At 37.2% G+C, this 15,122-nt stretch carries 7 protein-coding genes and 2 pseudogenes; 4 read left to right on the forward strand and 5 right to left on the reverse strand.

The features are described from left to right. Positions 1-9: 9 nt before the first annotated feature. A complete protein-coding gene (locus tag J5A56_RS02150) occupies positions 10-3,018 on the reverse strand; it encodes an esterase/lipase family protein (protein WP_051305119.1) in 3,009 nt (1,002 codons plus the stop codon). Between the two features lie 485 nt (positions 3,019-3,503). On the opposite strand from J5A56_RS02150, the pseudogene J5A56_RS02160 reads away from it, so the two are divergent. Further along, positions 3,504-3,800 (forward strand): annotated as a pseudogene (locus J5A56_RS02160) (conjugal transfer protein TraG); the annotation flags it as partial. Positions 3,801-4,479: 679 nt separating this feature from the next. Here J5A56_RS02160 and J5A56_RS02165 read toward each other — a convergent pair. From J5A56_RS02165 to J5A56_RS02180, 4 genes and pseudogenes are all read right to left on the reverse strand, one after another. Further along, the gene (locus J5A56_RS02165; RefSeq protein ID WP_021670469.1) at positions 4,480-4,959 is read right to left on the reverse strand and encodes a hypothetical protein; all 480 of its coding nucleotides are present in this window, start codon (positions 4,957-4,959) and stop codon (positions 4,480-4,482) included. A 19-nt stretch (positions 4,960-4,978) separates the two neighbouring features. Next, positions 4,979-7,194 (reverse strand): annotated as a pseudogene (locus J5A56_RS02170) (peptidase domain-containing ABC transporter). Further along, positions 7,178-10,018: a carboxypeptidase-like regulatory domain-containing protein gene (locus J5A56_RS02175; protein ID WP_211815474.1), complete on the reverse strand. Its 2,841-nt coding sequence runs from the start codon at positions 10,016-10,018 to the stop codon at positions 7,178-7,180. The pseudogene J5A56_RS02170 and the gene J5A56_RS02175 overlap by 17 nt, the downstream one beginning before the upstream one ends. 77 nt (positions 10,019-10,095) lie before the next feature. Continuing rightward, complete coding sequence (locus tag J5A56_RS02180) at positions 10,096-10,680, reverse strand: radical SAM protein (protein ID WP_211815475.1); 585 nt, start codon at positions 10,678-10,680, stop codon at positions 10,096-10,098. 825 nt (positions 10,681-11,505) lie between these two features. Between J5A56_RS02180 and J5A56_RS02185 the strand changes: the two genes are divergently transcribed. The 3 genes from J5A56_RS02185 (at position 11,506) to J5A56_RS02195 (ending at position 15,090) form a co-directional block, all read left to right on the forward strand. Further along, positions 11,506-12,738, forward strand: a complete 1,233-nt coding sequence (locus J5A56_RS02185; protein ID WP_021670474.1) for an aminotransferase class I/II-fold pyridoxal phosphate-dependent enzyme — start codon at positions 11,506-11,508, stop codon at positions 12,736-12,738. Then, complete coding sequence (locus tag J5A56_RS02190; protein ID WP_021670475.1) at positions 12,739-13,437, forward strand: TetR/AcrR family transcriptional regulator; 699 nt, start codon at positions 12,739-12,741, stop codon at positions 13,435-13,437. Positions 13,438-13,686: 249 nt separating this feature from the next. Then, a complete protein-coding gene (locus J5A56_RS02195) occupies positions 13,687-15,090 on the forward strand; it encodes a DUF4099 domain-containing protein (RefSeq protein WP_211815476.1) in 1,404 nt (467 codons plus the stop codon). Positions 15,091-15,122: the final 32 nt, after the last annotated feature.

The raw sequence follows: 15,122 nt of genomic DNA on the forward strand, positions 1-15,122 counted from the left end.
TTCTATTCTTTATTTGTTAATATCACTTTTGTAGATAACTCTAATAGGGATATACTGTAAAGACTTATTTTCATAATTTAGAAGTACAATTGTATAAATATACTGTTGTCCTTCTTCTGAATGCGCCTTCATATACTCTATAGCATCTTCTGCAAACATATCCTTCAAAGGAATACTTCCCTCGTCAATAGTAACTTCTTTATATTTGCCAATAGGGTCAACTGACAACGCAGTTATGGCATCCCAAGAACTATCATCAAATGCTTTGCTAATATTTTTCTTGCGAGAGAAATATATGCTGGCATAGTCAAAATCATATTTATTTTTTATTCCATCATATAAATTACCACTCCTGTCTATGTAGAAAGTAGAATTTTCAATATCATAAATATTCAGAGAACTAATTTCCATATTTTGTATAGATACTCGTTCGCCTTGACTATTCAAAACTTCAAGAAAACAAACACAGTATTCGTTATCTGAAGTTTGTCTAAAAAGAATTTCAGGTTTAGTGTTTTCTATCCATTCTATTGGGCTATTGCCATACTTAATACCCCATTTGAATTTGAAAGCGTCATTTATAAGATCCTGTGAGTTTTTAAATTCAGTATCAAGACATTCAGCTTTAAGCAAATAGCCTCCTGGACTGTAAGAACCCTTAAGTATGTATCTTGGATTACCTACGACTATTGGCATACTATATTTAATTCCATTATTAGATGCCTCTACAAAGCAAATTCCTTTCCCCTTTGCGGTAAGTATTCCACTTGAATTAATAGTCGCAATCTTTGAATTATCTGTGCTCCAACTTGTCACCCCTATAGCGTTCGTCAAGAAATATTGGGCATTGGTATAAGCATTTATAGGTCCAACGATTAGAGTAGAGAGCCTTGATAATATCCACTTATTTACTTGCTTTTCTTTTAAAAAAGAAGAGTGTTCTTGACTTTCATTATTAACAAAATAGTTTTTGCCAAAAGCACTGGCCATACTTTGCGGTTCAGCTTTATAAAGCTCAGGGTTATGAGTTAATCCTGACCCTATAGCCAAGGCACTAGAGGTTGGAACAAAAGGGATAGCTTTAGGCTTAACAAAAATTTCTCTTTGCAATAGAATATCAGGAACATTCAACTTATCTCCAAGATTACCATCTAGATTACCTGTGAATCCCCTTACATCGTATTTTGAACTGGGATAAGTATCATAAAGCGGTATGTTGGGATAGTATCTATCAAAGCTAAAGTTAGTGTGACTAATAGTGGGGCCTATCCAAAGAAATTTTTTCTTAATTTTTATTCTAAAATAAGTAACTTCATCTCCAACTTTTTTAGCAGGAGAGATTTTTATGTCGGCATCTACCTTTGTTTTACCAGGTATCATGCTAACTAGTGCTGCGGTTATATCATTCAATGAAAGTCCATAAATAAATGGATTTAATGGGGTTAGAATGTCGAGTGGGCCTATTCCTGCATTGGCATCGGCTGATAAATAATGATCAGGAATAATCGGTTCCTTATATGAGCCATTAGCTATAGCAAACATGTTTAGTCCATGCCCATTATCACCTTTAGGGAATCCTAATTTAGAGAGTTCCTTTTGCCATAATATATATTCCCGATTATCCAAATTTCCCTCTGGGTTTACATAATCGACCAATAATTGGGCTGTAGCACTTGAATATGCCAATGAATTTCCCAATTGTATTAACTCATCCACATTAAATTTTTTACCACTAAATGTTTTTATTACAGATTTAAGAAATTTTTTATCTGCGCACCAGTCGCGAATAGCTTTATAACCATATAGGACTCCCAAAGGAACATAAGCACCTAAATGTGGAGCATCATAACTTATATAAGTCTGAGTTTGGTGCTTGATATTCCTATCCTCCATTGTTTTAAGAGCATATCTTATGATAAGCCCTCCCATACTATGCCCGATTATTGTGTTTTTTTCTTTGCTATTAGATATAGCTTTCTGCTCATTTATCCAGTTAATAACAGATATCAATGTATATGCATTTGCCTGAATATATTCTCCAGAGCTCTTCCAATCTACATATACAAGATCATAGCCAAAACCTTCTCTTAACATTTCTAAGAAAGAATTTGGAGCAACGACATTATTGTAATGCGTAAAGCCTTTAGACTTGTTAGGTAATCTAGGATCAAAACCTTCTACAATAATCAAAGGTTTCACAATAGTTGTATGATTACCTGATAAACAATATGTAACTTCTGCTTTTGTAGATATACCACGATAATCATCTCCGTTTATAACTATTGTATCTGAAAGGGGATTGGAGAGAAAGCTGTATTCAGAAGCTCTTGTTAATCCATCAGGCTTACGTTCTAATTTTATTATAAACATGTGAGATAATAATGATTGTCCATTATCCAATGTTGCCTTTATTATTATTTCATTTCTTCCTTGTTGTAAATTCGCTTTAACCTTTTTATTCACTCCCATTTCCTGAAAGCCATTTCCCAGATTAACTTCAAGTTTACTTAAATGCATGTTAGTCAGAAGGTTACTTTTGGGTAAACTTATAATAATGGAAGATTCAGTTGTGTTTTCTACGAGTGAACTACAAGCGAACAGGTAACCTTGCTTATACGGATCTTTATTTGTAGTATATACTTGATCGTTTTTGTAGGTTATTAATCCATCTTTTAATGCATTTTCCTTAATTTGAGAATATTTGTACAATGCAAGACTTAATGATATAGAGTTATTCTCATCATAAGATTTTTTTTGACGGAAAAAAACATCTATGTCTTTACTTACTTCACCTATTAAATCTGCAGACTTAATAGTTGACAACAAATACCCAAATCTTACATAATCAGCAGCGTTATGTTCTGTTAAGGGCACTATTCCCGTAAATATATCAAGATCTTCATACTCTTCTGCATAATCTCTTAATAGTCCTGTTGGCACTTTATTTTTGTCAATGTGCGCAAACATTTTATCTAAGACTTTCCTTAAGCTCTCATTTTTACCTCTTTGTTGTGCCATTGTCGGCATACAAAGAAATAGAAATACGGAAAGAATTGCCGTTACTTTTAAAGTATGTATGTTCATGTCTAATTAAGGTAAGTTAGGGCCTACTCGTAAGCTTTTCGGCTTCCGCTCCTTTTTACAGTATGGTCTGCTAGATAATTATACTAAAATGGTATTTTCCTTTTCTTGTCGCAAATATACAAATATATATTGTTTATAACAAGAAAATAGTTATTTTATTTTCAAAAATTTGTATTTCCTTAGTATTTTTACTATATTTGCTGTATTATTTACTATATATAACTCGTTGACGGAATTAAATTAAAGCATAAATTAATATGCAAGAAAAGTTGCATATAAAAGATGTTTTGTAACTTAGTAATAACCAACACACTAAGTTCAATAATCCGTATGCACAACTTATATGCGAATTTCGCAAAAATCCTTAATATATGCAATTCTTTTCAAAAGACTTGGTAAACTCGGCCTTAATTCCGCCAACGGGTCAGGGTATGTTTGAAGGTGTAGTATCCGATAACTTCGATAAACGTATCGACCAAAAGATTTTCCATGCTGAGATTGTGGTGGATAGTGCTAAGGTATCTGCAGAAACAAAGACCTACGAATCAATTCCCACGATTGCAGACTTTACAAACGAAGATGGATCCGATAATCTCAAAGAGACCATCGAAGTCAACTATCGCAAGGTGAAGCAAGAGATACTATCGCTTGTGGAAACAGAGATTCAAAGGATAAAGAATACCCCTGTCTTATCCCATCTCTTTCCAGACAAGTAGCGCAAGCACAGATATAGCGTTGTGGATGTGGTGTGGTAATTAAAGAACAGAGTTATACTCACAAGTAAATTCTTATGATAGTTGTCAGTACTAACAAACTATGGCTGTAACAAATCGTTTTTCAATTTAGTCGTTTTAGGTGAGTGAGAAGTGTAAGATTGTACAGCTCGATATGGTTGGTGGAATGAAAAACGGGTATGGTGTATTTCCTAACTGATAAGATAGCCATAGTTTTTCAATTTATCGGTATAAATAAATTTGGCTTTGAAGAGGAAAGAGCTTTTAAGTATTACCGACAAAGTACGATTGGTACTCTGCCTACATTGAAGGCAACTACATGATTTATTTCTCTATCTTACAGCGATAGGCGGTTGTTTGATTTTACTTGCTATCTGTAAAATCCTTTTAAGCAAAGTGGTAACTGAAATTTCCAATACTCGTGCCATACTACAAATACCCAGCTCTTCTTTGGTCAGTTGAATGATTTCAGAATCAGTGTTAGGAAAATAGGCTTTGTCGGTGTAGCCAGTAATAACACGTTTCTGGCAATGTTTGCATTAGTAGCATTGTTTGCCATTGCGTTTCTTCTCATTTTTGATCATTTCCATTGAACAGCAATGTGGACATACTAACATGGATATTGCCCTCTTTCATCGCTTTATTACAATTAAAAAGGAAGTTACTGGACATTTATAATTCGCCCTATAATCCTTTGAAGTATACTTTCATTGCTTATTAATATAGATGCTGCACCAGTCATTCTGCTGATAATTTTATACTTGCAATCCGTTATCCTTACCTGCGCCATAAACACGCTGCCTTCTGCTGTTTGCCAAGGTGTATGTGATGTGGATGTTATGATACCATGGGCTGCTCCGTATGTTTCTGCATCGTAACCCTCAATTTCGATGCTTACCGTCATTCCTCTCGTTATCGTATTCACGTATTTATAGGGAATGTCTATTGTGCCTTGACGGGCATTTGTCATCTGTACCTTTGCACTGATGGTTTCGGGACAAGGTATAAAGTATGCACCTGCCAGTAGCCCCAATACCACAATGGTGATGATCGTGATGCCATAACGGACAATCCTTGATGGTATCTCTCCAATGATATGCCTTACCTTTTCGCTACGGAGTTCTATCTTGTCGTCTGCCATAATCTTCCTTTTTCTGCTGTTAGTTGCCCAATTCCAATTGATTCTTCACAAGGTTATAATATGCGCCTCTCTTTGCTGTGAGTACTTCGTGGTTGCCGATTTCTACCACCTTGCCTTTATCCAATACCACTATTTGGTCGGCATTCTTCACCGTACTTAGGCGGTGTGCCACGATAACTACTGTCTTGCCTTTGTAGAACTCGTCCAAATGTTCCACTATCATGCGCTCATTATTGGCATCGAGCGAGTTGGTGGCTTCGTCAAGGAAAATATAGTCGGGGTTCTTATAGACGGCTCTCGCTATCAATATACGTTGTTTCTGCCCTTGGCTCAATCCCACACCATCGCGACCAATCTTTGTGTTGTATTTTAAGGGCAGCCCCATCACATAATCGTGAATACAGGCTATCTCGGCAGCTTTCTGTAACCGCTGCTTGTCTATCTCGCCATCATCGACGGCAATGTTACGTGCTATCGACTCCGCAAAGATTACTCCGTCCTGCATCACCACCCCACACTGCCTGCGCCACCACTTCTTGTTGAGTGTGTTTACATCCGTTCCTCCAATGGTGATTTGTCCGCCCAATACGGGATAATAGCCTAACATCAGTTTGATAAGAGTAGTTTTACCGCTGCCCGATGCGCCCACAATAGCTGTTACCTTGCCTTTGGGGATTGTAAGGCTCACATCATCAATGATAGTTTTCAGTGCATGAGGGTCATACTTGAAGTTTACGTTTTCAAGGTCTATGCCTTGATTTTCTTCTTTCAGTGCCATTTCCAATCCTTGCTTTCCGTTCTCATCGTCCATGCGGTGTATCTCATTGATACGCTCAAGGCTTATTTTTACATCCTGCACCGAATAGAAGAAATTCATCAGTTGTTCTACGGGAGAGTTGAGTTGTCCGATGATGTATTGTACGGCGAGCATCATACCCAGTGTAAGCTGTCCGTGAATCACGGCTGTTGCTGCCACCACCGTGATGACGATGTTCTTCAGCTCGTTGATGCAGATGCTGCCCGCCTCCTGTGTCTGCTGGAGCTTCAGCGATTTCATCTGCACCCTGAAGAGGTCGGCCTGCACGTCCTCCCATTCCCAGCGACGTCGTTGCTCACAGTCCTGTAGCTTTATTTCCTGCATGGAAGTGATGAATTCATAGGTCTTGTTATTATTGATAGCCTGTTGTTCGAATAATTCATAGTCCAACACCTTTCTTCGTCTCAGGAAGAGCATCAACCATCCACCATATAAAAGGCTCCCCAAAAGGAAAATAAGGAATATTTGCCAATTATATGATAGCAATACAATACTGAATACGACGAATGTAAATATGGAAAAGGTGACATTCAGTGTCTGCTGTGTAAGGAAACTGTTAACGCGACTGTGGTCGTTCATTCTTTGCATGAGATCACCCATCATCTTTGTGTCGAAAAATGACATAGGTAACTTAAGCAATTTGATGAAGAAGTCGCTCACCAGCGAAATGTTTATCCGAATAGAGATCTGTAACAGCAACCAACGGCGAATAAAGTCAATAGCTGTACGGCTGAAGGTGAGCATTAGTTGTCCCAGGAGTATCAACCAAATAAAACCAATGTCTTGGTTCTTGATGCCTACATCCACGATCGATTGGGTAAGGAAAGGTAGAATGAGCTGTAGTAGACTACCTACGAGTAGACCTAGGACAATCTGCCCGAAGTAACGGCGGTACTTTTTAATATAACCAAAGAGAAACTTGAAAGAGCGTTGCCCATTCTGATTATCTTTTTGAAACGGATTGGCATAGAATTTTGAAGTGGGTTCTAAAAACATTGCAATACCTTTTTCTTCGCTACCAGAACAGGTACTTATCCAATGCTTCTTGAATTCTTCTATATTGTATTCTACAAGTCCCTTACTTGGGTCAGCTATGTAGAAAGTTTTTCCTTTCTTAACTTTGTAGAGTACAACAAAGTGGTTTTGATTCCAGTGGAGGATGCAGGGAGAGGATATGTCTTTTATCTCCTCAACATTTATCTTACCGCATTCACAATCAAACCCCAACGCATATGCTGTGTTCCTGATGCTTAGCATGGATACGCCTTCTATTGTTGGACGGCACATCTTAGACAGGTAATTTGCAGAATATTTTTTTTATAATACTTGCATATCATTTCTAAGCATGCTACTCCACACTGCATAGTATCATGTTGCAATTGATTTGGAAATTTATAACTTTTATTTAACAATGCCATCCTCATCGTCAATATTGTGAATCTTTTGCCTCAATGTTTGAGCTTTATGTCCTTTATTGAGGCTAAGCGAAACTTGTATATACACCATATTGGCTTTATCGGCATTCCACGATATGATGCTTTTGGTAAATTTGCTATTAGCATAATTCCTTTCGGAAAGCTTAATCTTACTTCTAAATGGATCCCATATCCCTGCGGTAAACATCCATTGTTTAAGGTGATAAGATGTAGAGAAATAGACAGCATCTTCTTGTGCTAAGTAAAGATTACCTCTAAATTCCTTACGGTTATTAATAATACCAAAATTCATACTCCAGTTCTTTGTTAAGTTCAAGTTACCCTCTACGTAGTAGTTCCATATTTTCTTCGAGTAGTCGAGATTGTCTTTCTGAAATAAAGTTTTTGAAAAAGCGCAGGATCCCGATAATGTTAATCGATCTTTAATAACTTCATAATTGAGAAAGGTACTTAGGGTATGAACTCGACTTTTATTATATTTATCCGTAACATAATAAATAGCACAATCATCAATATAGCTGTTCGGGGCAAAAGGATGGCGGCTGAACCTATACGAATAAGCTAGCTGAAAATATAATCTGCTGATATTGTAGGTGACATCAAGTCTATTATTATATTCTATGTAAGGACGTAAGTCAGGATTGCCCTTTTCTATCTCTATGGAATTCAACTTTCTTGTGATATTTGCCATATCTGTCAACTCTGGTATATGGGGAATAAGTTCTGTATTTAAAGAGAAAGTCAAATTATTGATTGGAGCATATGAAAATTTAATCATGGGGCGCATGAATCTTTTCGTATAGGAGATACTGTCCTTGTTATAGCTAACAATATTCCCTCCAAGTCCAATCTGATAACTTAGTTTCTTATAGCGACCAAGCAATTGTACATAACTAAACATGTCATAGCTGTCAGAATGGTCTTTCTTCATTATATCTTGGCTATAGTTGTTATTTGTTTTGGCATAATTTATCCTTACTCCTATAGAAAGATTATTCATGTCATTTATCTTATGTTCGTACAAGAGTTCCGGAATAAACGATAGACGCTTACCACGCACACCATACTGATTGTTAAATGAAATCATGGAAAACTGGTCCCTCTCCATAAAATTATATCTATAATTACTGGTTCTGTATGTTGTTAACAAGTCAAATATCAGATTATCCTTTTTCGAAATCTTTTGGAATGCATATATGTCAAATGAATATAAATTTGATTTGTACGTGGGTGTCAAAGCGGTGTTACTTATGAAATTATTGAATGAGTACACTTTCTGTAAGGTTTCATCTTTGTCATTATTGTAGAATTCTGTGTTGAAATTAACGTTCAAAAGAAGTGATTTAGCAACATGACTATACACACCTTTAAGACTATGTTGCCGATAACTATAAACCGAGTTGTCGCCTTCTTTTATCTGTAAGAGCGAAAGCGGATCGGATACAAGCCTTGTGTCAATTCTGTTCTTGGTATAATGCCTGAGCTTATTGCTATAAATAAACGTGATTTGATCCTTTACGTTATTAAGTTTCAGAAAGATGTTATTTTCACTTGATAAAGTCGTGACAGCATCCATTGTTTTGAATCCAAATCCATAACCTTTTACCCCTTCCTTAGTCTTGACATTAAGGATTCCACCAAAATTTTGAGTAGCATATCTAACGCCAGGATTATCTATAAACTCTATCGACTTTATTTGGTTGGGTAAAATTGCAAGATATTCATCAGCAGTAGCTGGCATGCCATTTATTTGATAGGCGACGCTTTTTCCATCAAACATTGTAATTCCCATTGACTCTTTGGAAATAATAGCATTAGGCAAATGGAGCTTATTAAGTACCCCCCATACATTGTTAGTACTTTCCCTAAGCTCTTTATTTGGATATATTATTAATCTATCCACCATTTTCTTATATCTTGAAGCTTTGATAACAACCTCTTTAAGCACTTGTGTCTCCTCTTCTAACATGACATTTACAGAGTCCTGTCCATCATATAGCCATGTTTTAGTTTTATAACCGATAGAGGAAAATGTTAATGTATTCCCTTTGGTAAGGTTGTTAATGGTGAACTCTCCATTTTCATCTGTTGTCGTCCCCCCAATAGGTCTATTGTTATTCTGTACATATATTAAAATATTTACGAAAGGTATTGTTGCTTGTTTTGCATTTATTACTCTACCTTTAAGTCCTTCACCAAAAGATGTAAATGATATAGTCCCAAAAAGAATTAGCAGAAGATACCTCATATATATATGCATTAAATTATTGATAAAAAGATAAAGACACCTAATCTTATTTAGCTCTTTTTTTGAGACTATTGAATTATTCAATAACTCAATAATATAGTCAACTTTTGAATAACCTTCTTTCAATACACAAAACTCTTTCGGTTCATCTAATAGAGACTGCGAACAACGTTTAGAACAGACAGGAAGCATATCACAATTTATGCATCGTTCAGGAATTTGTAAATTCATCCTGTTCATTAATTTAGTGTAGTCCCATATTATTACACCATCTTCTCTAAGAAATCCGCAAGAATTAGCTTCATTAAATTTTCGAGCTGTACACTTATAAACACGACCATCATAATTGATCACAACTTCATTTAGATTGTCGGCATAACAACTGCAAAGTTTATATTTCAAGTCAAGATATGTACATACAAATCCTCTTGTTTGACATTCCTTTACAAAGTTATTTATTATGCAATCGTCTATTTTCTTTTCATTCACTTGCCATACTTTATGTACGGCAATTGTTGCTCTTTGTGGATCCAAGAAAGGCTCTATATCAGATACCATTGATTGCAATCCTACACTTGTCTGTGGAGAAACATTTATGCGCAATACTAACTCATAATCAGAAAGATGCTCTTTTATTAAAGATAAGATTCTAAGATTCTGTCATATGAACCAATTGCTTTCTTATCTTTGTACTTTCTTATTGTATTGTGAATATTTCTACATCCATCAAGAGTTATCTGGAATGTAGAATGGTATCCTTTTATTGCATCTACAAAATCTTTTGTTAATAGTGTAGAGTTTGTGGTAAAGTTTATGGTTATTTTAAACCCTTTAATGCTAGCAATAGGGTTTATTAGGGATAATATATGCAGAATCTTCTCTTTATACAATAAAGGTTCTCCTCCGAAAAAGCTCAAAGTCAACAACTCAAAGGGTGCTTTGTCATATTTTAACTTTATGTGCTTTATAATAGAAGAGATTGTATCTTCTCCTATCACAGAATTATCAATATGGTTTTCATAACAGTACCAACATCTTAAATTACAATCCATGGTCATATTGATAATCATGTGATAAGTTTTGCCCGAGAATTTCCTATCCATAACATCGCTAATATAAGTTGCTTTTTCATCAAAGAAATCAGGTATAAGCATACCTTTTTTACACAGATCATAGAATAGTTGGGGTTGTTCTTTCTCTAATTTTTCAAAATTCTCCATTAAAAGAAACTTATTTATATCTCTTTTATGGTTCTTCCGGAATTTGGAGTGATATCATTTAATATCTGATTATCAATAACTTTTGTGAGTTCTATTCTTCCAAATCCCTTTGTTTACTGAATATTAAAGAATATAAAGTGCTAAAATAAAGGCTACAAAATCTATACTTATCTTACATGGGCTATCCACACCACAAAAAGCTTATATTTAAGGGTTTACAATACTTTTTTATCAACAAGGGAGCCTGAAAAGTATAATACCATCACTCCAAATTCCGGAAGACCCTCTTTTATTGGTAATTAAAAAGGATACAGTATAGGCATTGAAGATAATACACGATTCTCCTTGTTCTATATAATGATTATATTTACTGATATTCATATTTAAATAATTTTGATAAGTGCAAGATTTCCTTGCACTTATCAAATTAATACTTCTGCTTATTTACAGTTACAATTGTCTAAGAATGTGTTTTCAATAGACGAATCCTGTCTTGTGCATGAGCAATTATCCAAGAATGGAGATTCGATTTCTGTCCGATTGGATAATCCTCCGAGCGTTTCAGAGAGTAAGTCATCACTAAGAATTGTGATTTTATTAATCTTCTTCATAATTTTGATGTTTAATTTGCCTTCTTTTAGCTTCCGGCATTGCTTTGTAATGTCTGTTCAATAATATTGTCGACAAATTATCTTCTTGGCACTGCAAATATACATATACATATTGTTTAAAAACAAGAAAAATAGTTTTTTTTCCCCAGAATTTGTATTTTCTTAGTATTTTAGCTATATTTGTAGCATTATTTACTACCTATACATTGTTTATATGGAAAAAAGATTTATTACATTAAAAGATTTCGAGATTACTCCCAGCGAGAATGTTATCGAACGTAGCCAAAACTTCCAGAGTTATATTGACCAAATGAATCAGTTCGGCTGCAAGAGTTATTGGGTCATGGCAAGAACAGGCGTTGGAGCCAAGATGCAAATAGAGGGCTATGGCGGTGAAGTTTCAGCATATATTTCCAACGACTATTTAGGTATGTCGCAAAGACCAGAGACCAAGGAGGCTGGCATAAATGCCGTCCTGAAATACGGTACAGGGGCAAGTGCCGCTCAAGCCATAGGAGGCTATTTAGACATCCATCAGCAGTTGGAACAAGGCATTGCAAAGTTCGTTGGTCAGGAAGATGCAATTCTCTTCTCATCTGGATTTGGTGCCAATGCAGGTTTGCTCCGTGCTATATTGGGAAAAAATGACATAGCCTACATTGATTCGTATATCCATACCAGTGCCACAAGTGGTTTAATTGGAACCAATGTAAAGCATATAGGACACAACGACATTGACTATCTTGACATGATCCTTGAACGGGAAACGGGAAAATATCAGACTCGATTGGTCATCATCGATGGGGTCTATTCCCAGAATGGAGATTTATCAAAACTTCCCCAATACATTGCGGTCTGCAAGAAACACAATTGTCTTCTTATGATGGATGACGCTCACGGCATTGGAGTTATGGGAGAAAACGGCAGAGGAACAGCCGAATATTATAATTGCTTGGGACAAGTAGATATTATTACAGGAACTTTCAGTAAGTCTTTCGGATGTGTCGGTGGTTTTGTTGCCGCGTCAGAAAAACTGATTCAGTATCTGAGATATTATGCTGACAGTAATGTCTTTTCCGCAGCAATGACTCCACAGGTTGCAGCATCTTCCCTAAAGGCACTGGAACTCATACAGACACAACCAGAGATTCGCAAGAAGTTGTGGACTAATGTCAATTATCTGCGCAAACGACTGACAGAGGAAGGCTTTGATATAGGCTGCTCCATATCAGCCATATTTCCTATTATGGTAAGAGACAATAAAAAAGTATACGAAATAGCACGAGAATTGCAAAAAAGATGTATCTTTGTAAGCGGTATCACATACCCTGCGGTAAGAACTAAGGAAGCACGGCTTAGAGTCAGCGTGTTGGCTTCGCACGAAATAGTACAGTTGGAACAATTGGTAACCGCTCTTGTGGAAATCAGAAAATCAATACCTTTTTAAATGGCAGAAGAAGAAAACAAAACCAAAAGATACAGAAGGACAAACGTCGATATACAGGCAGACATTATCAAGGCAGCAGAAAGTCTGATTAAGAAAAAAGGCTTTGCATCAATGCTGGTGACAGAACTTATTAAGAAAGCCAGAATTGAACCGCTTGTCTTTTATAACAGATATGATAATCTTAGCGAATTTTATGATGAATTCGTTAAGAAGTACGACTATTGGTTTAAGGATGTCCTGACTAAAATCCCATTTCCTACAGATTCTGAATTAGGTTATATCAGTATTTTCAAGGATGTACACAAGTCACTTCAAGACAAATCCGTGATGTTGGAATTACTACGTTGGGAAATAGCGGAAGGAAATGAAACTACGGTTCGTACAGCTATGCTTAGGGAAATGCACACATTACCTCTTGTCAATACTTACGAGGGGAAATTTAAGGATATAGATATATCTGCTATATCTGCATTGATTATAGGGGGGATATACTACCTCAATCTCCACCGTGACCGTTCAAAGTTTGCCGATATTGACGTGAATACGGAGCAAGGCAGAAAACGCATAGAAAATGCCTTAGAGGAACTTGGACACATGATATTCCACTACCATGAAGTAAATAATTATAAAAAAGTAGTTGCTGAAAGAATGAAAGAAAATGGCATCAGCGATGAAATCATAAAAAAGTGTTTGGATTAAACGATACAATCCAAAGAGATTCCCCACTTATCCAGCGTGATAATTGGGGAATTTTCTTATTATAGCAACTATATCTTACTTAGCAAAGCGGCATTTTAGAATTCCTGTAAGTAAGATATTACAACGCACAAACGACTATTTCCTGTAATCTCCCTTTATTTCCTGCTTTTCCCAAAAACTTTTATTTCTCTTTATATACCTATAATTTAGCTGCTTGATAAGAGTATTCACCATTAAAATTATCAAGTAATGGAATCAAACAGCAATGACAATTACGTGCTGGTCTTGGAAGACCGCACGGAAGTGAAGAATGAGCAGGAAGCAGGGAAGTTGTCCGTCGTGTCCAGTGTTGACGACAAGGGTAACCTCAAAACTACTGAGGCTGTCGCTGCCAATCAAGCAGCGTTCTTGAAGTTCAACAACAAGGACGGACTTCTGAAGAACTTCATGACCAACTTCCTCAAACAGTTCAACAACCCGACTCATTTCGGGTTATACAAGGTCGTAGCAGACAATGTGGAGCAGAGCGTGGACAACCTGCGCACCATGCTGCAAAACCGTGAAAAGCCCGAAAGCAAGCAGCAGTTGGCTTACAGTCAGGTGCGCTTTGAGGACTTCCTACCCAAACAGAAGAACGCCACCGCTATTGACGAGTCGAAGATTGACTGGAAGCAGCTCGACACCCTCGGTCTTTCCCGTGAGCGATTGGAGCAGAGTGGAGAATTGGAAAAGATGCTCAATTGGCAGAAGAGCAATCTCTTGACGATTGCCGTACCTATTGGAGACACTACCATCTACACTGAAGCACGCCTTGCATTCCGTACGGACGATAACGGCAATATCGGTTTGGCAATTCATCCTTTGAGAAAAGAACCACAGCTTGACTTTCCCTATATGGGTTACAAGTTCTCTCCCGAAGAGAAAGAACAGCTCCTTGCTACGGGTAATCTTGGCAAGACCATTGAGGTAACCCCAAAGAACGGAGAACCGTTTGCCGCCTACGTCTCCATCGACCCACAGACCAATGAGATTATTGCCCTGCGTGCCGACCGCGTGAACATCCCCAAGGAAATCAAAGGCGTTACGCTTTCCGATGCGCAGTACAAAGACCTTGTAGAGGGCAAAGCCGTGAAAGTGGAAGGAATGACCGCCAAGAGTGGTAAGTCCTTCAATGCTACTTTGCAGGTCAATGCCGAGAAGAAAGGCATCGAGTTTATCTTCGATAACAAGCAAGGCTTGAAAGAACGACAGCAGCACACCCGACAACAAGGCGCACCACATAAACTCTGCGGTTTGGAACTGAGCGAAAAACAGCGTGAAGCCTTGGACAGCGGACGAACACTTTATCTGAAAAACATGGTGGACAAGGAAGGGCAACCCTTCAATGCCTACGTCAAGATGGACAAGGAACAGAACCGCCCGCGTTTCTACAAATGGAATCCTGACAAGAAGCAGGAGACCGGCAAGGAAAAGGTGGTAGCCGTAGCCGAAGAACACAAGACGCAGGTTGCCGTGAACAACCAAGGCAAGACCAACGAAGCCACCAAAAATGTGAATGAGCCGTTAAAGTCCGGGCAGACACAGCCCACTGATGCCCAAAAGCAGAAGCAGGACGAGAACAAACAGAAGAAGTCTCGTGGACGCAAAATGTAAAACGAGAGAGCCACACAAGTGGCTCTCCGTAT

The organism is Prevotella melaninogenica (genome assembly GCF_018128065.1).
Classification (GTDB): Bacteria; Bacteroidota; Bacteroidia; order Bacteroidales; family Bacteroidaceae; genus Prevotella.